The organism is uncultured Parasphingorhabdus sp. (assembly GCF_963975735.1).
Lineage (GTDB): Bacteria > Pseudomonadota > Alphaproteobacteria > Sphingomonadales > Sphingomonadaceae > Parasphingorhabdus.
Map to the genome: position 1 here is coordinate 123689 of NZ_CAXBIA010000003.1, position 14976 is coordinate 138664.

A 14976-nucleotide genomic window follows, 5' to 3' on the forward strand; every position below is an offset into this window, starting at 1 on the left:
ATAGTCATGCAGATTGTTGAAACGCTGAACGAAGGTCTGAAACGGGCCTATGAAATCAAGATAACCGCGAAAGATATCGAATCGCGGGTTGTAGCCGAGGTGCAGAAAATGGCACCACAGGTAAATATGCCCGGCTTCCGCAAAGGCAAGGTTCCTGCGAATCTTGTCCGCAAGATGCATAATGATGCCCTGATGCAGGACGCGCTGACCAGCTCGATCCAGGAAAGCATCGAGAAAACCATGACGGACAACAAGCTCCGTCCGGCGATGCAGCCCAATGTCGATCTTGAAGAAGGCTATGAGCCCGGCAAGGACGCGAACGTCAAAATCGATCTCGAAATCCTGCCGGACGTCCCGACACCGGATGTCGAAGGCCTGAAACTCGAGCGTCTCCAGGTCGAAGCGGACAAGAAAACCGTTGATGAAGCCCTGCAGAAATTTGCAGAGAGCCAGAAGCAGTTCGAAACCGCTCCGAAAGCCTACAAGGCCCAGACCGGCGATCAATGTCTGATCGACTTTGAAGGCAAGGTCGACGGCGTTCCGTTTGACGGCGGCAAGGGCGAAGGCATGGCGATCGAACTGGGTTCCGGCCGTTTGATTCCGGGCTTCGAAGACCAGCTGATCGGCAAGAAGGCCAATGACGAAGTGCTCGTCAAGGTCACCTTCCCTGACGATTATAATGTCGAAGACCTGAAGGGCAAAGACGCGACTTTTGATGTTGTCGTCGCCGAAGTGCAGAAGCCCAAGGTCGCCAAGGCCGACGACGAAATGGCGAAATCCATGGGTCTCGAAGGCATTGATCAGCTGACCGAACTGCTCAAGGGGCAGATCGAGCAGGAACTCAACGGCCTGACCCGCACCCATATGAAGCGCAAGCTGCTCGACCAGCTCGCCGCCAGCCATGATTTCGAAGTGCCACCAAGCATGGTCGAAGCCGAGTTCAGCCAGATCTGGCAACAGCTCGAGCAGGAAGCTGCACAGGAAGAAGATCCGGAAGCGGCCCGCAAGGAAATGGAAGACGAGAAGGACGAATATCGCGAAATCGCGGTCCGTCGTGTCCGTCTCGGATTGCTGTTGTCGGAAATCGGCCAGAAAAATGGCGTTGAAGTCAGCCAGCAGGAAATGGGCATGCTGATCCAGCAGGCGGCCCAGCAATATCGTCCGGAAGACCGCGACCGGTTCGTCCAGTATATCCAGCAGGACCAGATGGCCGCAGCCCAGCTTCGCGCGCCAATGTACGAAGACAAGGTCGTCGACTTCCTGTTTGACAAGGCGGAAGTAACCGACCGCAAGGTGACGCGTGAAGAGCTGGAAGCCGCGATCGAAGCAGAAGACGAGGCTGAAACCAAGCCAGCTGCCAAGAAGAAAGCGCCGGCGAAGAAAACCGCTGCGAAAAAGCCTGCTGCAGAGAAGAAACCTGCCGCTGACAAGGCTCCGGCCAAAGAAAAAGCGGAAAAAGCACCGGCCAAGAAAGCCGCAGCAAAGAAGGCTCCGGCCAAAGCTGCTGCTGACGAAAAGGCACCTGCCAAAAAGCCAGCCGCAAAAAAACCGGCTGCCAAAAAGGCGCCGGCCAAGAAATAATATAGATGATCCGCCGGGCAGGTTCGTCCTGCCCGGCGGGATCTATTAGAAGCTGACTTCGCCAGCCTTGTCGATAACCGTACCGAGAATACCATAAGCCTTGGCTTCTTCGGTCGACATCCAGTAATCGCGATCAATATCCTTCATGACGCGTTCGAGCGACTGACCGGTTGCCGCAGCAATTTTCTGGGCAATCCGTTCACGCATTTTCACGATTTCTTCGGCCTGGATCGCGATATCGGAAGCCTTGCCGCCGGCACCGCCCGATGGCTGATGGATCAAAAAGCGGGTATTGGGTAGGCAGAAACGCTGTTTGGCGGGAACACCCAGGAAAATATGGGTGGCGATGCTTGCGACCCAGCCGGTGCCAACCACCGCGACAGGAGATTCAATATAGTTGATCAGATCGTGGATCGTATCGCCCGATTCGACATGGCCGCCGGGTGAGTTGATCATCAGACGAATGGGGTCGTGGCTGACATGGTCGAGATACAGCATCTGCGTGGTGACGCGTTCTGCAACCTTCTGATCGACGCCGCCGAAAATCAGGACAGTACGCGTTTCGAGGAACTTGTTCATCATCATCGCCATCGGATTCGGCGTGTCGCTTTCCTCCTCGTTGTAAATTGGCGAGATGGATGGTGAAAATACGGACATGTAGTTCTCCTGAGAACGAGGGATATGGTGTTTGAAATCCCCATAGACCGAGGATAAAAGGCGCGCAATGTCATGTTGGTGCAATCGGGGGTTGATTGCGCGGCACAGAGTCCAGATATAGGCTATCAATAATAAAGGAAATTCCATGAACCCGTTTGATTCTGGCGATCGCAATCCTGTTGTGGACGCTCTTGTTCCCGTTGTTATCGAACAATCCAACCGCGGCGAACGCAGCTTCGACATTTTTTCGCGCCTGCTGCGCGAACGGATCGTGTTTGTCACCGGACAGGTCGAAGACGGGATGGCATCGATCATCACGGCGCAATTGCTGTTTCTGGAGTCGGAAAACCCGAAGAAGGATATCTATCTTTATATCAACTCGCCGGGCGGCGTCGTCACCGCCGGCATGGCGATCCACGATACGATGCAATATATCCGTCCGCGGGTCGGCACGGTTTGTGTCGGGCAGGCGGCTTCCATGGGCAGTTTTCTGCTTGCTGCCGGTGAGCCGGGAATGCGGATGGCGACAACAAACGCCCGGATCATGCTGCATCAGCCATCCGGCGGCGCACAGGGCATGGCATCCGATATCGAGATCCAGGCAAAGGAAATCCTGCGTATCCGTGCCAGCATGAACGCGCTTTATGCGAAATATACCGGCAAATCGGTCGAAGAGATCGAAAAGGCGATGGATCGTGATACGTTCCTGGAAGCTGACGAAGCCAAGGCATTCGGCATCGTCGACGAAGTATACAACAAGCGTCCGGTACCGACAGAAGATGCTAAATAAGCGGTTAGCGGCGGCCTAAATGAAATTTAAGCCCTATTTGATACACTTGGCTATTCGGTAGGAAAACCGTGAAAAAAGCGGTGGCAATTTGGGATTTGACGGTTAGATTACAAAACTGGCCGGTTTATAAGGACTTTTTATGACGAAATTGACGGGATCTGATTCGAAGAGCACCTTGTATTGCTCCTTCTGCGGCAAATCCCAGCATGAAGTCCGCAAGCTGATTGCGGGACCAACGGTCTTCATCTGCGATGAATGTGTCGAGCTTTGCAACGACATCATCCGTGAGGAAACCAAAGGCACCGTTACCGGCCGCAAGGATGGCGAAGTTCCGACGCCGCAGGAAATCTGCGATGTGCTGAACGACTATGTTATCGGCCAGAAACGCGCGAAACGCGTCCTGTCGGTTGCCGTCCATAACCATTACAAACGCCTCAACCACGCCGCCAAATCCGGCGATATCGAACTGGCAAAATCGAACATCCTGCTGGTCGGCCCTACCGGTTGCGGCAAGACTCTGTTGGCGCAGACTCTGGCGAAGACATTTGATGTGCCCTTCACCATGGCCGACGCGACTACCCTGACCGAAGCCGGCTATGTCGGTGAAGACGTGGAGAATATCATTCTCAAGCTGCTTCAGGCTTCCGACTATAATGTCGAGAAGGCCCAGCGCGGCATCGTCTATATCGATGAAATCGACAAGATCAGCCGCAAGGCGGAAAATCCGTCGATCACCCGCGATGTTTCCGGTGAAGGCGTCCAGCAGGCTCTGTTGAAGCTAATGGAAGGCACAACCGCCAGTGTTCCGCCACAAGGTGGGCGCAAGCATCCACAGCAGGAATTCCTGCAGGTCGATACCACGAATATCCTGTTCATCTGCGGCGGAGCCTTTGCCGGTCTGGAAAAGATCATCGGCGACCGTCTGGAAGGAAAATCCATCGGCTTTGGCGCCCATGTGGCGGCTCCGGAAGAACGCCGTGTCGGTGAGCTTTTGGCCCAGGGCGAACCCGAGGATCTGCTCAAATTCGGTCTTATCCCTGAATTTGTCGGCCGTTTGCCGGTTATCGCCACGCTCGAAGATCTTGATGTCGATGCTCTGGTAACGATCCTTCAGGAACCGAAAAACGCGCTGGTGAAGCAATATCGCAAATTGTTCGAACTGGAAGATGTCGGTTTGACCTTCACCGATGACGCGCTGGTAGCGGTTGCCAACAAGGCTATCGAACGCAAAACCGGTGCCCGCGGTCTTCGCTCCATCGTCGAGAATATCCTGCTCGATACCATGTTCGACCTGCCAGACTTTGAAGGCGTGGACGAGATCGTCATCGACAAGGATGTTGTTGCCGGAACCAAAGAGCCGGTGAAGGTGATCGCGAAAAGCGCGAAGGCGAAGAAAGAAGACGCCGCCTGATTGTTCCCCGGCCAAGGCCGGGGGCCATCTCCTGAAATCTCCGGGCTTAACGAAGGCCTTTTGGGCCCGCTCGTGCGGCTATGCGCTATCCGGGCGATGTGCGGCATTGGTTGTTCACGAGATCGGTTGCTGCCTTCGCAGGAACACCGTCATTTATAAATGCAGCTGTCCAGCTTCTCGTTCCGGACGACATTGATCCGCGCCGCAATCGTGTTGCCATAGCGGCGGGTGAAGCCGCTGGCGCCGTTTACCGCGCGCTTCTTGGGCAAGGGCAGGGCCGCTGCAATGCGTGCCGCCTCGATCTTGGTCAGGTCTTTCGCATCCTTCTTGAAATAGCGCTGGGCACCGGCCTGCACACCATAGGTTCCGATTCCGGTCTCGGCGATATTGAGATAGACTTCCATGATCCGCTGCTTGTTCCAGATCGTCTCGATCAGGAAGGTGAAATAGGCTTCCAGACCTTTACGGAAGAAACCGCCGCCCTGCCAGAGGAAGGCATTTTTCGCGACTTGCTGGGAAATCGTCGAGCCACCGCGAATTCGGCCTCCCTGGGCGTTGCGCTTGATTGCCTGTTGAATGGCTTCGGTGTCAAATCCGTCATGGCTGCAGAATTTGCCATCCTCGGCAGCAATCACCGCGCGCACCATATTCGGGGAAATGTCGCTGAAACTTGTCCAGTCCTTGGTGATGCTATTTTCGTCCAGGATCATCGTGGCGGTGATCGGCGGTGGCACAATGGCATAAAGCCCGACCCACGCGACGGTGATCAGGATGAAGTAGATGAAAAATTTGAAGAGGAATTTGATTGCCCGCATTTTCGCAATCTAAATGGAAAACGCCCCGAAAACAAATTCTGTTTCGGGGCGTTTCACTATTTCGTTATGCAATGAACTCTGAAAATCAACTGGTTGTAAGAAGCTGCTTTTCACCGGCAATGCGGAGCATCGCTTTTTGCAGTTTCTCGAACGCGCGAACTTCGATCTGACGAATGCGTTCGCGGCTGACTTCATAGACCTTGCTCAGATCCTCGAGCGTCTTGGGATCTTCCGACAGGCGCCGTTCAGCGAGAATATGCTGCTCGCGCTCGTTCAGCGAGCCCATAGCTTCGGTCAGCATGTCATGCCGGACGTCGGCTTCCTGGGCAGCAGCGATGGATTCATCGTGCAACGGGCCGTCGTCTTCCAAAATATCCTGCCACTGGCCGCCATCGCCGTCTTCGGACGAAAGCGAGACGTTCAGGGACGCATCTCCGCCCATCGACATGCGGCGGTTCATATTGACCACTTCATGCTCGGCAACGCCGAGATCGGTAGAGATTTTCTGCACGTCTTCAGGCGAGAGATCACCATCTTCGAAGGCGTCGAGATTATTCTTCATCCGGCGCAGGTTGAAGAAAAGCTTCTTCTGTGCAGCGGTCGTCCCCATTTTAACGAGGCTCCAGCTGCGCAGTACATATTCCTGGATTGACGCGCGAATCCACCACATCGCGTAAGTCGCGAGGCGGAAACCGCGATCGGGTTCGAATTTCTTGACACCTTGCATCAGGCCGACATTGCCTTCGGAAATGAGATCCGATACCGGCAGGCCATAGCCGCGAAAGCCCATCGCGATCTTCGCGACAAGTCGCAGATGCGACGTAACCAGCTGGGCTGCTGCTTCCTGATCCTTATGTTCAGAATAGCGTTTCGCCAGCATATATTCTTGTTCAGGGGTCAATAACGGAAATTTCCGAACTTCCGAGAGATACCGGTTCAGGCTCGCGTCCCCCCCTAAGGCAGGGATTTTTGCCGGAACATTGCTACCATTAGCCATTTTCGTTCCTTCTTTGTTGTGCCGCCGGGCCTCATCAAGCACCCTTTGGTCATATGCTGATATAAGGTGTAATACCTATACCCGCAACTTCATGAATAGTTCCTGCATATCATCGGGGAAATCGATAGAAAACATCAATTTCTCCTCCGTTATGGGGTGAACAAATCCAAGACTAGCAGCATGGAGGGCCTGTCGTCCAAATTGAATATCTTTTCGCCGGGAAAGCATTGATTTTCGACGAGTGCCATATAGCGGGTCACCAATCAGGCTGTGACCGATGTGCGTCATATGGACGCGGACCTGATGGGTGCGGCCCGTTTCCAGCGTGCATTCGACCAAAGCGGCCCCGTCGAGCATTTCCTTGACCGTATAATGGGTCATCGCCGACTTGCCCCTGTCATCGCCGACAACCGCCATTTTCTTGCGATTGACATTGCTGCGGCCTATGGCGCCCTCGATGGTTGCCGATGCCGGATTGGGTCTGCCGTTGACGATCGCCATATAGCGCCGTTCGATATCATGTTCGGCGAACAGGGCGCTCAGGCCCTTGTGTGCGGCATCGGTCTTGGCCGCTACCATCAATCCCGATGTATCCTTGTCGATCCGGTGGACAATCCCGGGCCGGGTGACGCCGCCAATACCGGCCAGCTGGCCCCGGCAATGGTGCAGCAGGGCGTTGACCAAAGTTCCGTCGGGATGGCCCGCCGCCGGATGGACGACCAGTCCTGCCGGCTTGTTGATGACGATCAGATGCGTGTCCTCGAAGATCACATCGAGCGCTATGTCTTGCGCCAGGGCAGGGCCCGCAATCGGTTCGGGAATGGTAAGCTCGAACGCCTTGCTGCCGATTTTCTTGGCCGACGGATCGGTGAAGGTCGCGCCATCAAGCAGAAGATGTCCGCTCGCGATCAGCGACTTTACCCGCTCGCGGGAAAGCCCCTCCACGACTTCTGTCAAAGCCGCATCGAGACGCTGTTTTTTTGGAGAATCCGGTAATGTTCCGGATATTGTGGATTGCCCCTCGTTCATCGCGTAGATGTGGGCCATGCAGGTCTTTATATCAAGCGCCATATTGGCAGAAATCCAACAGTTGGTCCTTGACAATGCGCCACAGGAAATCTGCGGAATCCTTCTGGGGCGCGATGGCAGGGTGAATGGCTATCGTGTCGCGCGCAATGTCGCCGCCGATCCGGTCCGCCATTTTGAAATTGATCCGGCGACCTTGATCGCTGCGGAACGCAGCAGCAGGGACGGTGGTGACCCGATCCTCGGCTATTATCACTCGCATCCCGCGGGAACGGTCGAACCCTCGCAGACCGATGCCGCAAGCGCCGCGCCGGATGGTCGGCTGTGGCTGATTTTGAACGGGCAGGATGCAGCCGCGTGGCGCACGGCGGATAATGGCGAAATATATGGCCGTTTTGACGCGATCATGCTTGATTGCTCCGGTGCAAACCGCCAAACAGCCGCGGAATGAAATCATAGTTTGAAGGCGCGTTTATATGTCGAATAGTGAAGTTGACCTGGCAGCCCTGCTTTGTTCGAAAATATGCCATGACCTGCTGAGTCCGGTTGGAGCCATTAATAACGGGCTCGAGTTGCTGGAAGACGAGACCGACCCGGTGATGCGTGACCGCTGCATGGATCTGCTGGCGGACAGCGCCAGGGTATCGGCTGACAAATTGAAATATTTCCGGCTCGCTTTCGGTGCCGCCGGTGGTTTTGGCGACAATGTCGACCCGGCGGAGGCGCGGAACCTGATCGAATCGCTGATCGGTGATTCGGGCAAGATCACGCTCGGTTGGGCGCTGCAGGGCGAGGCATTGCCGAAAAAGGCGATCAAGATTCTTCTCAACCTCGCGCTCATTGCCAAGGAAGCGCTGGTCAGAGGCGGTACTCTGGACGTTGGCGCGGAAAAAGGTGAATTGGGTATCGAGGTTGTCGTGCGGGCAGAAGGTATCAAAATCGCGCTCGATGAAGGAATCCGCACCGCGCTTGACGGCACGATCAATCCGGTTGATCTAAGCGCCCGGACTGCCGCGGCGTGGATGACCCGTGAGCTTGCCCTGCAAAATGGCGGCGATCTCAGGATTTCTCCGCCATCGGCGACAGAATTGCTTTTGGGTGCTATCGTCACCGCTTGAGGTCGAGAGGGAGGTCTTTCATGGAACTGATATGGACGCCATCTCCCAATTTTGACGACCGGCAACTGCCGGTCAGCATCCTTGTCATGCATTATACCGGCATGAAGGACGCGGCATCGGCCATAAGCTGGCTGGCCAATCCCGAAGCGAAAGTCTCGGCCCATTATGTCGTGACCGAGGACGGCCAGATCGTCCAGATGGTCGATGAAGAAAAGCGGGCATGGCACGCAGGTCGCGGTTTCTGGCGTGGGATCACCGATGTCAACAGCGCCAGCATCGGCATAGAGATCGTCAATCCCGGCCATGAATGGGGCTATGTACCCTTCCCCGAAGAGCAGATGGATGCGGTGACCAGACTGGCGCATGCGATCGTCAAACGCCATGATATCCTGCCATCGAACGTGATCGGGCACAGCGATCTCGCACCCGCGCGGAAGCAGGACCCGGGCGAGCTGTTCGACTGGGAGCGTCTGGCGCGCCACGGCATTGCGCTGAAAAAACCGGCAGCAAAGCTGAACGATCCGCCGTGGACCGATGGCGGTTTCATGCTGGCTCTGGAGCGTTTCGGCTATGATATTTCCGACCAGACCGCCGCAGTGGTCGCCTTTCAACGGCGTTTCCGGCCGAAAAACATCGACGGCGTGATCGACGGCGAGTGCCGGTCGCTGCTTTTGTCTTTAATGTTGGACAGAGAGCGCGGAATCACTAAATAGGGCGGACCAGAGGGTCGGCCAGCCGTCCGCCGAAGCTTTAGCGGAGGTGGAAGGAAAGTCCGGGCTCCACGATTAAAAGGTGCCGGATAACGTCCGGCGGGGGCAACCCTAGGGAAAGTGCAACAGAAAGCAGGTCGCGACGACTTCGGTCACGTGACATTGAAAGGGTGCGGTAAGAGCGCACCGCGGGACTGGCAACAGGCCTGGCATGGTAAACCCCACCTGGAGCAAAACCAAATAGGGGCGGCATATGGCTTTTTCGGCTTGCTGCCCGGGTTGGTTGCTTGAGCCACGCAGCAATGCATGGCCTAGATGAATGGCTGGCTATTCCGTTTCGGCGGATGGACAGAACCCGGCTTACAGACCCTCTGGTATTATCTTAGCGGTAGAACTCGCTCGGTTCCTCTGTTAGAATAGAGACTATGCCAAAAGCAAAACGATCCGATAATTGGGGTTTCCCCCGCTGGGGAAGCTATGAAAGCTCCCGCGAAACGCAGCAAGTCAAGATTTGTGACCGGCACGGCTGCGATGAAGCGGGCAACTGTCCTGCGCCCAAATCTCCCAACAGTCCCGAACGCTGGTATTTCTGCCAGACCCATGCGGCCGAATATAACCGCGGGTGGGATTATTTCGAAGGGCTCGACAAGGAAGAGCGCAAGAAGCGCGAAGCCGACGAGCAGCGCGATGCCAATGCCTATCAGGAATCCGCCCATTATAGCTGGATGGGTTCCGGCGACGGCAGCCGTTCGCGCGATGAAATGACGGCGCTGGAAATTTTCGACCTGACGCCCGATGTCGAGTTTGAAGCGGTGAAAAAGGCCTGGCGGTCGATGGCCAAGGAATATCATCCCGACGTCAATCCGGGCGACGCCGACGCGGCCAAGAAATTCCAGACGGCACAGGCGGCGTTTGATGTCTTGCGGATTGCCGAAGAACGGCGGGTCTGGAAACCGGTTTAGGCTTTCTGCAGCCGCGACGCCGTTTGCTGGATCAGCGCTATCATATTGGGAATGCCCTGGGTGCGGTTTGAGCTGAGCTGATTCTTCAGATCAAAGGGCTCGAGCACGGCGGCTATGTCGGTCTTGGTAATATCGTCCGCAGGCTGATCCTGCACCGTTTCCAGCACCAGCGCGATAATGCCCTTGGTGATCGCGGCATTGCTGTCGGCCAGAAAATGCAGCCGCCCGTCAACCAGTTGCGTCGGATAGACCCAGACCGAGGCAGAACATCCCCGCACCAGCGTCGCATCGGTTTTAAGGGCATCCGGCATCGGATCCAGCTGCTTGCCAAGATCGATCAGCAGCCGGTAGCGATCATCGGGTTCGAGAAATTCATATTCTTCGATAAGGTCGTCAATTTTGCTCATGGGCAGGGCGGTTAGCAGGGTGAGGGAGCAAGGTCACTCCTTTTAACCGTTCGCCTCGAGCGAAGTCGAGAGGCTTTGGCGTGTCTCGACTACGCTCGACCCGAACGGGTGGTTGGCCTGGATTGCTAAAGCTCCACGCCCGCCGCGATCGCTTCGAGTTTGCGGATACGTTCTTTCAGATCGGCAACCTCGATCCGCGACGTTGCAGTCGGGGGATTATCCTCTCGCCGCTGTTCCAGTTCGCGGGATTTAAGCGCGATCCAGTCGCGCCATCCGCGCAGCGTCACCAGAGCTACTACCGTCAGACCGATCAGTGAAAAGGCTGCGGTGATCATGTAAAAAGCAGGTTCTTGCATCATGCTTGTCCTTCTTCTTTCCGGACCGGATTAGCGGTCGCGCAATTTTTCAATCTCTTGTTCGAGCTCGCGGGCACCGCGGTCATCGGTGGCTATTTTCTCGAGCACGGCGACGCGCTCCTTCAAATATTTCACCTCTTCCTTCAGCCGCCCGGCGTCGGGATCGCTGGCTATCATCGCATTGCCATTTTTATCTTCGGCAATTCCGTGTTGCGCCCGGTAGCGGGTGCTCAGCACTTTCCCGATTGTGATGACAACAATGATGGCAACAACCATTTCAAATGGATTCATGTCAATATTCCCTCCGCCCTGCGCTGAACCGGATTAACGGTCGCGCAATTGTTCAATCTCGTTTTTCAGCTGCTTGCTGCTGTGGCCGTCGGTCGTGATCTGTTCGAGCACCGCAACCCGGTCTTTGAGATATTTCAATTCTTCTCGCATCCGTTCGGCGTCGGCGCCATGGGCTGTCGGAAATTCGCCACGCATTTTGATCATTTTGCGCTGGTGGCCCGTCCAGATGGCAAAGCCCGCTACCGCGAATGCTCCAAATGGTATCAGTAGCGCGATTATTCCTTCCATCAATCCTGTCCCTTCAGTTCGCGCGCTTGTCGCGCAATTGTTCGATTTCCTGCGTCAGCCTGTGGCTGTCATCGGTGACAATCCGTTCGACATTGGCGAGCCGGTCTTTCATCGAGCCGATCTCGGCGCGCAACTCGGCGTTCTCGTTGGTCAGCAATTTGACCCGTTCGACCGCTTCCTTGTCGGTCTTGGGATAGACCGACTTGCCCCACTGGTTTTCCAGGGGATAGCCGTTCTTGATCCGCATCCAGGTGGTCAGGACCCAGCCGCCGACCGCGATGGCGGCGACAGTTGCGATGATTGGTGCAAGCTGTGTGATCATGGCGATCTTTTCCGGATCCATCAGTTCTTCTCCCTCAATGCTTCAATTTCGTCTGCCGTGCGTTTCGCCGGATCGGTAGCGATCCTTTCGAGAACCTGGAGCCGTTCCTGCAAGCGGTCGATCTTGCCGACCAGCTCTGCATTCTCGTTCGAGAGAAGTTCGATTTTGCGCTGTTCGTTCGGATCAGCTTTGCTGCTTTTTCCGCCCCATTCGTCTTCCAGCTCGTAGCCATGTTTGGCTCTGATCCAGTTGTTGATGATCCATCCGCCGTAGCTGACGGCGATGATAGCGATAACAAATTCGGGGCTTCCCCAATCCATTTCAATTCTCCCTCTTCAGCCGCTTAACGCAGATTTTCTATTTCGTTAGACAGCGTCGTATTCTTGCTTGTGTAGTAAAGTTCCATGTCTGCCAGCTTGCGGTCGATCTCGCGGAAGCGTGACTTGATATCGCGGGTTGTGCGCCGGGGTGACTGGCGCACGCCCTGCCAGAATTTGGTATCCTCCGGGTCGCTCAGATACATTCCGCTCGGCTTTGGTTCGGAAATCTTCGCTGCGATCCAATAGGCGACCAGCGTCCACGGAAAGGCAAAAGTTACCGTCGCTATGATCGCTGCCAGGCGTACCCAGGCGACGTTGATCCCGGTATAATCGGCGATCCCGGCACAGACACCGCTCCATTTTGCGCGTTTCTTGTCGAGATAGAATTTGGTCCGGGAAGAGCTCATGAGGGGTGCCTTTCTTTTTTCAGAAGCTCGTCAAAATTGTCGAGCGTGGGGGCAGGGTTGGCATCGGGCAGTGCGGATTGCCGCCAGTCGGGGTTGTCCGCTGCCATGATCCGTTCGATGGTTTCCATCCGGTCATCCAGCCGTCGGGCCATATGGTGCAATTCTTCCAGGAGATTTTCATCTTCATTGGTGATGGTCGCTGCTGTTTTCCATTTGGTGACATAGTGGAAAATCAACCATGGCAGCCCGATGAACAATGTCCCCATGACGATGGGAATGATGATGAGTTCTTCCTGCATTATGCGTCACCTTTTTTCATGGCCGCCTTCATGGCTTCCAGTTCTTCATCAACCTGGTCGCTGGATTCCAGCGCCGCGATCTGGTTTTCCAAGCTCTGCGGTTCTCCGCCCATGCCGAGCGAGTCAGCGCGGCCTTCGGCAAAGTCGACCTGACGTTCGAGATATTCGAAGCGGGAGAATGCATCATGGACCTTCTCGCCATTATACATCTCGCGCAGCTTGACCCGGTTTTCAGCGCTTTCGAGGCGATTGACCAGGCTGCTCTGGCGCGAGCGGGCTTCCTGCAATTTCTTCTGCAATTTCGCGATGTCGCCCTCTGATGCGCGGAGTGTATCGTCGAGCACCTGAATCTCGGCCTTCAGTTGATCGGCCATGTCGGCGGCCTTGCGCTTTTCAACCAGCGCCGCTTTGGCGAGATCTTCGCGATCCTTGGAAAGGGCGAGCTGGGCTTTCTCGCCCCAGTCTTCGGTCAGATGATCGAGCTTGTCGATATGCCGGCGCATCTCTTTCTGGTCGGCGATTGTCCGGGCAGCAGAGGCACGGACTTCAACCAGGGTTTCTTCCATCTCCAGAATGATCATGCGGATCATCTTTGACGGGTCCTGCGCCTTGTCCAGCATGTCCGTCACGTTGGCGGCAATGATGTCACGCGTTCTTGAAAAAATACCAGCCATGTACATACTCCGGTTGCGTCTGTGATTATGTTCGAACTTGTTCGAGCCTTCGCTCCAGTTTCGTTCTACATCATCTTGTTGAATTTCAAAAGGTGGCCGGGACTTGACTTCGGCAAGGGGGAAAGAAGTGGTCCCGGCCATTTTGTCTGTCATGCCCGATAACCGAGGTTGATCAAGCTGACAGGTGGGGAAGCGATTTGGTTGCTGGTGGCCGTGCCTTCGGCCTGAGCAGGTCCGACGGCGCTGATCAAAATCGTTACGCCAAAAAGCAGGATCGAGATGATCGCGGAAACATCGGTGCGGCTCATTTTGGTCAGTGCTGGCATGGTTTGCTCCAGAAGTTGGTTTGTTTCGTATCTGAAACCTACATTGCAGAAGCCGTGCCAACTGCGCTAAGCATATGAATAATAATGAAAAATGGATTTTTTCGGTCGGATGAACATGGTATTAATTGCTATGTAGTGGGATTTTGCACTATATATTGGTCATGAAACGCGAAAATCAATTTGTCGGGGAATCGGGCGCTTTTCTCGATGCGGTGGAAAAAGCCAGCCGGGCGGCGCCATTGGACCGTCCGGTCCTTGTAGTCGGTGAACGCGGCACCGGCAAGGAACTGATCGCGGAACGGCTGCACCGGCTGAGTTTGCGTTGGGACGGGCCGTTCATAACCCTCAATTGCGCGGCGATGCCCGAAACCCTGATCGAGGCGGAATTATTCGGTCACGAAGCCGGTGCCTTTACCGGCGCAACCAAGGCACGGGCAGGGCGTTTCGAGGAAGCCGACGGCGGCACATTATTTCTAGACGAGCTCGGAACCCTCTCGACGGGGGCGCAGGAACGTCTGTTGCGCGCGGTTGAATATGGCGAGATTACCCGAATCGGGGCCTCCCGCCCGCAACGCGTGGATGTACGGATCGTCGCGGCAACCAACGCCGACCTGCCGAAAATGGCGCAGGAAAAAAGCTTTCGCGCCGACTTGCTCGACCGCCTCTCCTTCGAAGTCGTGACCTTGCCGCCGCTCCGCGTGCGGGAAGGCGATATTCCGGTGCTCGTGGACTATTTTGGCCGTCGCATGGCAGCCGAGCTGGAATGGCCGTCCTGGCCCGGCTTCGGACGTCTCGCGTCGGAGGCGCTGAACCGGCACGAGTGGCCCGGCAATGTGCGTGAATTGCGTAATGTGGTCGAGCGTGCCGTCTATCAATGGAATGACCATTCGATACCGGTCGATCATATCGTGTTCGATCCCTTCGCGTCGCCCTGGAAACCCAGAGAGACGGCTGCGAGAGCAGAATCAAGGCCGGAGACGCCTGCAACTGCGGAAGCTCAGCCTGCGCCGAGCGAGCCCGCCGCAACAGAGCCGGCCTTCCATGATGTCGACGATATGAAGGCGGCGGTTGAAGCCTTTGAGAAGAGGATATTGGAGTCCGCTCTGGCGAAATCCCGCTACAACCAGCGGCAGACCGCCAAGGCGCTCAATCTCACCTATGACCAGCTTCGCCATTCTCTGAAGCGGCACGATCTGCTCGGGACATAAAAAAAGAGGGC

General features: G+C 55.8%; 22 protein-coding genes and 1 other RNA gene. 9 read left to right on the forward strand and 14 right to left on the reverse strand.

What is annotated here, in order from left to right; translation table 11 throughout:
• Positions 1-6: 6 nt before the first annotated feature.
• A complete protein-coding gene (gene tig, locus AACZ86_RS06435) occupies positions 7-1581 on the forward strand; it encodes a trigger factor (RefSeq protein WP_339690523.1) in 1575 nt (524 codons plus the stop codon).
• Between the two features lie 45 nt (positions 1582-1626).
• Here the strand turns inward: tig and AACZ86_RS06440 are convergent, their stop codons facing one another.
• Positions 1627-2238, reverse strand: coding sequence for an ATP-dependent Clp protease proteolytic subunit (locus AACZ86_RS06440; RefSeq protein ID WP_339690525.1), 612 nt, complete (start codon positions 2236-2238; stop codon positions 1627-1629).
• 145 nt (positions 2239-2383) lie between these two features.
• Here AACZ86_RS06440 and AACZ86_RS06445 point away from each other — a divergent pair, with 145 nt between their 5' ends.
• Positions 2384-3028 (forward strand): ATP-dependent Clp protease proteolytic subunit, encoded by a 645-nt coding sequence (locus AACZ86_RS06445; RefSeq protein ID WP_339690528.1) that lies wholly within the window; start codon positions 2384-2386, stop codon positions 3026-3028.
• A gap of 139 nt (positions 3029-3167) precedes the next feature.
• A complete protein-coding gene (gene clpX, locus AACZ86_RS06450) occupies positions 3168-4439 on the forward strand; it encodes an ATP-dependent Clp protease ATP-binding subunit ClpX (RefSeq protein ID WP_339690530.1) in 1272 nt (423 codons plus the stop codon).
• A 149-nt stretch (positions 4440-4588) separates the two neighbouring features.
• On the opposite strand, the gene mtgA is transcribed toward clpX, so the two are convergent.
• The 3 genes from mtgA to AACZ86_RS06465 all read right to left on the reverse strand — a co-directional run bounded on the left by mtgA (position 4589) and on the right by AACZ86_RS06465 (position 7280).
• Positions 4589-5254, reverse strand: coding sequence for a monofunctional biosynthetic peptidoglycan transglycosylase (gene mtgA, locus AACZ86_RS06455; protein ID WP_339690532.1), 666 nt, complete (start codon positions 5252-5254; stop codon positions 4589-4591).
• An 85-nt stretch (positions 5255-5339) separates the two neighbouring features.
• Positions 5340-6251 carry an RNA polymerase sigma factor RpoH gene (rpoH, locus tag AACZ86_RS06460; RefSeq protein ID WP_339690534.1) on the reverse strand — a complete coding sequence of 304 codons (912 nt, stop codon included), beginning with the start codon at positions 6249-6251 and terminating at the stop codon, positions 5340-5342.
• Positions 6252-6326: 75 nt separating this feature from the next.
• The gene (locus tag AACZ86_RS06465) at positions 6327-7280 is read right to left on the reverse strand and encodes an RluA family pseudouridine synthase (RefSeq protein WP_339690789.1); all 954 of its coding nucleotides are present in this window, start codon (positions 7278-7280) and stop codon (positions 6327-6329) included.
• A gap of 16 nt (positions 7281-7296) precedes the next feature.
• Between AACZ86_RS06465 and AACZ86_RS06470 the strand changes: the two genes are divergently transcribed.
• The 5 genes from AACZ86_RS06470 to AACZ86_RS06490 all read left to right on the forward strand — a co-directional run bounded on the left by AACZ86_RS06470 (position 7297) and on the right by AACZ86_RS06490 (position 10067).
• Complete coding sequence (locus tag AACZ86_RS06470) at positions 7297-7728, forward strand: M67 family metallopeptidase (RefSeq protein WP_339690536.1); 432 nt, start codon at positions 7297-7299, stop codon at positions 7726-7728.
• 25 nt (positions 7729-7753) lie between these two features.
• Entirely contained in the window at positions 7754-8395 is a 642-nt protein-coding gene (locus tag AACZ86_RS06475) for a histidine phosphotransferase family protein (protein ID WP_339690537.1), read from the forward strand.
• A 20-nt stretch (positions 8396-8415) separates the two neighbouring features.
• Complete coding sequence (locus AACZ86_RS06480; protein ID WP_339690538.1) at positions 8416-9108, forward strand: N-acetylmuramoyl-L-alanine amidase; 693 nt, start codon at positions 8416-8418, stop codon at positions 9106-9108.
• A gap of 6 nt (positions 9109-9114) precedes the next feature.
• Positions 9115-9484: RNase P RNA component class A (rnpB, locus tag AACZ86_RS06485), an RNA gene on the forward strand.
• A gap of 46 nt (positions 9485-9530) precedes the next feature.
• Complete coding sequence (locus AACZ86_RS06490; protein ID WP_339690541.1) at positions 9531-10067, forward strand: J domain-containing protein; 537 nt, start codon at positions 9531-9533, stop codon at positions 10065-10067.
• Here AACZ86_RS06490 and AACZ86_RS06495 read toward each other — a convergent pair.
• From AACZ86_RS06495 to AACZ86_RS06540, 10 genes are all read right to left on the reverse strand, one after another.
• On the reverse strand, positions 10064-10474 hold the full coding sequence (locus AACZ86_RS06495; protein ID WP_339690542.1) for a SufE family protein: 411 nt from the start codon (positions 10472-10474) through the stop codon (positions 10064-10066). The two genes, AACZ86_RS06490 and AACZ86_RS06495, sit on opposite strands and share 4 nt — an antisense overlap.
• 125 nt (positions 10475-10599) lie before the next feature.
• On the reverse strand, positions 10600-10830 hold the full coding sequence (locus AACZ86_RS06500; RefSeq protein ID WP_339690792.1) for a hypothetical protein: 231 nt from the start codon (positions 10828-10830) through the stop codon (positions 10600-10602).
• Positions 10831-10860: 30 nt separating this feature from the next.
• On the reverse strand, positions 10861-11121 hold the full coding sequence (locus AACZ86_RS06505) for a hypothetical protein (RefSeq protein ID WP_339690544.1): 261 nt from the start codon (positions 11119-11121) through the stop codon (positions 10861-10863).
• A 33-nt stretch (positions 11122-11154) separates the two neighbouring features.
• The gene (locus tag AACZ86_RS06510) at positions 11155-11409 is read right to left on the reverse strand and encodes a hypothetical protein (RefSeq protein WP_339690547.1); all 255 of its coding nucleotides are present in this window, start codon (positions 11407-11409) and stop codon (positions 11155-11157) included.
• Positions 11410-11422: 13 nt separating this feature from the next.
• Complete coding sequence (locus tag AACZ86_RS06515) at positions 11423-11752, reverse strand: hypothetical protein (RefSeq protein ID WP_100094851.1); 330 nt, start codon at positions 11750-11752, stop codon at positions 11423-11425.
• Complete coding sequence (locus tag AACZ86_RS06520) at positions 11752-12051, reverse strand: hypothetical protein (protein ID WP_100094850.1); 300 nt, start codon at positions 12049-12051, stop codon at positions 11752-11754. The genes AACZ86_RS06515 and AACZ86_RS06520 overlap by 1 nt, the downstream gene beginning before the upstream one ends.
• A 23-nt stretch (positions 12052-12074) precedes the next feature.
• Positions 12075-12458, reverse strand: a complete 384-nt coding sequence (gene pspC / locus AACZ86_RS06525) for an envelope stress response membrane protein PspC (protein WP_339690557.1) — start codon at positions 12456-12458, stop codon at positions 12075-12077.
• Positions 12455-12757, reverse strand: coding sequence for an envelope stress response membrane protein PspB (gene pspB, locus AACZ86_RS06530; protein ID WP_339690560.1), 303 nt, complete (start codon positions 12755-12757; stop codon positions 12455-12457). Before pspB ends, pspC begins: the two co-directional genes overlap by 4 nt.
• Positions 12757-13431 (reverse strand): phage shock protein PspA, encoded by a 675-nt coding sequence (pspA, locus tag AACZ86_RS06535; protein ID WP_339690563.1) that lies wholly within the window; start codon positions 13429-13431, stop codon positions 12757-12759. The genes pspB and pspA overlap by 1 nt, the downstream gene beginning before the upstream one ends.
• A gap of 149 nt (positions 13432-13580) precedes the next feature.
• Positions 13581-13757 carry a hypothetical protein gene (locus AACZ86_RS06540; protein WP_339690565.1) on the reverse strand — a complete coding sequence of 59 codons (177 nt, stop codon included), beginning with the start codon at positions 13755-13757 and terminating at the stop codon, positions 13581-13583.
• Between the two features lie 161 nt (positions 13758-13918).
• Between AACZ86_RS06540 and pspF the strand changes: the two genes are divergently transcribed.
• Positions 13919-14965 (forward strand): phage shock protein operon transcriptional activator, encoded by a 1047-nt coding sequence (gene pspF, locus AACZ86_RS06545; protein ID WP_339690568.1) that lies wholly within the window; start codon positions 13919-13921, stop codon positions 14963-14965.
• Positions 14966-14976 lie beyond the last annotated feature (11 nt).

What these genes read in the sequence shown, in the direction of transcription:
- tig (WP_339690523.1), top strand. Translation starts at nt 7, where the DNA reads ATGCAGATTGTTGAAACGCTGAACGAAGGTCTGAAACGGGCCTATGAA.
- AACZ86_RS06440 (WP_339690525.1), bottom strand. Translation starts at nt 2,238, where the DNA reads ATGTCCGTATTTTCACCATCCATCTCGCCAATTTACAACGAGGAGGAA.
- AACZ86_RS06445 (WP_339690528.1), top strand. Translation starts at nt 2,384, where the DNA reads ATGAACCCGTTTGATTCTGGCGATCGCAATCCTGTTGTGGACGCTCTT.
- clpX (WP_339690530.1), top strand. Translation starts at nt 3,168, where the DNA reads ATGACGAAATTGACGGGATCTGATTCGAAGAGCACCTTGTATTGCTCC.
- mtgA (WP_339690532.1), bottom strand. Translation starts at nt 5,254, where the DNA reads ATGCGGGCAATCAAATTCCTCTTCAAATTTTTCATCTACTTCATCCTG.
- rpoH (WP_339690534.1), bottom strand. Translation starts at nt 6,251, where the DNA reads ATGGCTAATGGTAGCAATGTTCCGGCAAAAATCCCTGCCTTAGGGGGG.
- AACZ86_RS06465 (WP_339690789.1), bottom strand. Translation starts at nt 7,280, where the DNA reads ATGAACGAGGGGCAATCCACAATATCCGGAACATTACCGGATTCTCCA.
- AACZ86_RS06470 (WP_339690536.1), top strand. Translation starts at nt 7,297, where the DNA reads ATGCAGGTCTTTATATCAAGCGCCATATTGGCAGAAATCCAACAGTTG.
- AACZ86_RS06475 (WP_339690537.1), top strand. Translation starts at nt 7,754, where the DNA reads ATGTCGAATAGTGAAGTTGACCTGGCAGCCCTGCTTTGTTCGAAAATA.
- AACZ86_RS06480 (WP_339690538.1), top strand. Translation starts at nt 8,416, where the DNA reads ATGGAACTGATATGGACGCCATCTCCCAATTTTGACGACCGGCAACTG.
- AACZ86_RS06490 (WP_339690541.1), top strand. Translation starts at nt 9,531, where the DNA reads ATGCCAAAAGCAAAACGATCCGATAATTGGGGTTTCCCCCGCTGGGGA.
- AACZ86_RS06495 (WP_339690542.1), bottom strand. Translation starts at nt 10,474, where the DNA reads ATGAGCAAAATTGACGACCTTATCGAAGAATATGAATTTCTCGAACCC.
- AACZ86_RS06500 (WP_339690792.1), bottom strand. Translation starts at nt 10,830, where the DNA reads ATGCAAGAACCTGCTTTTTACATGATCACCGCAGCCTTTTCACTGATC.
- AACZ86_RS06505 (WP_339690544.1), bottom strand. Translation starts at nt 11,121, where the DNA reads ATGAATCCATTTGAAATGGTTGTTGCCATCATTGTTGTCATCACAATC.
- AACZ86_RS06510 (WP_339690547.1), bottom strand. Translation starts at nt 11,409, where the DNA reads ATGGAAGGAATAATCGCGCTACTGATACCATTTGGAGCATTCGCGGTA.
- AACZ86_RS06515 (WP_100094851.1), bottom strand. Translation starts at nt 11,752, where the DNA reads ATGGATCCGGAAAAGATCGCCATGATCACACAGCTTGCACCAATCATC.
- AACZ86_RS06520 (WP_100094850.1), bottom strand. Translation starts at nt 12,051, where the DNA reads ATGGATTGGGGAAGCCCCGAATTTGTTATCGCTATCATCGCCGTCAGC.
- pspC (WP_339690557.1), bottom strand. Translation starts at nt 12,458, where the DNA reads ATGAGCTCTTCCCGGACCAAATTCTATCTCGACAAGAAACGCGCAAAA.
- pspB (WP_339690560.1), bottom strand. Translation starts at nt 12,757, where the DNA reads ATGCAGGAAGAACTCATCATCATTCCCATCGTCATGGGGACATTGTTC.
- pspA (WP_339690563.1), bottom strand. Translation starts at nt 13,431, where the DNA reads ATGGCTGGTATTTTTTCAAGAACGCGTGACATCATTGCCGCCAACGTG.
- AACZ86_RS06540 (WP_339690565.1), bottom strand. Translation starts at nt 13,757, where the DNA reads ATGCCAGCACTGACCAAAATGAGCCGCACCGATGTTTCCGCGATCATC.
- pspF (WP_339690568.1), top strand. Translation starts at nt 13,919, where the DNA reads ATGAAACGCGAAAATCAATTTGTCGGGGAATCGGGCGCTTTTCTCGAT.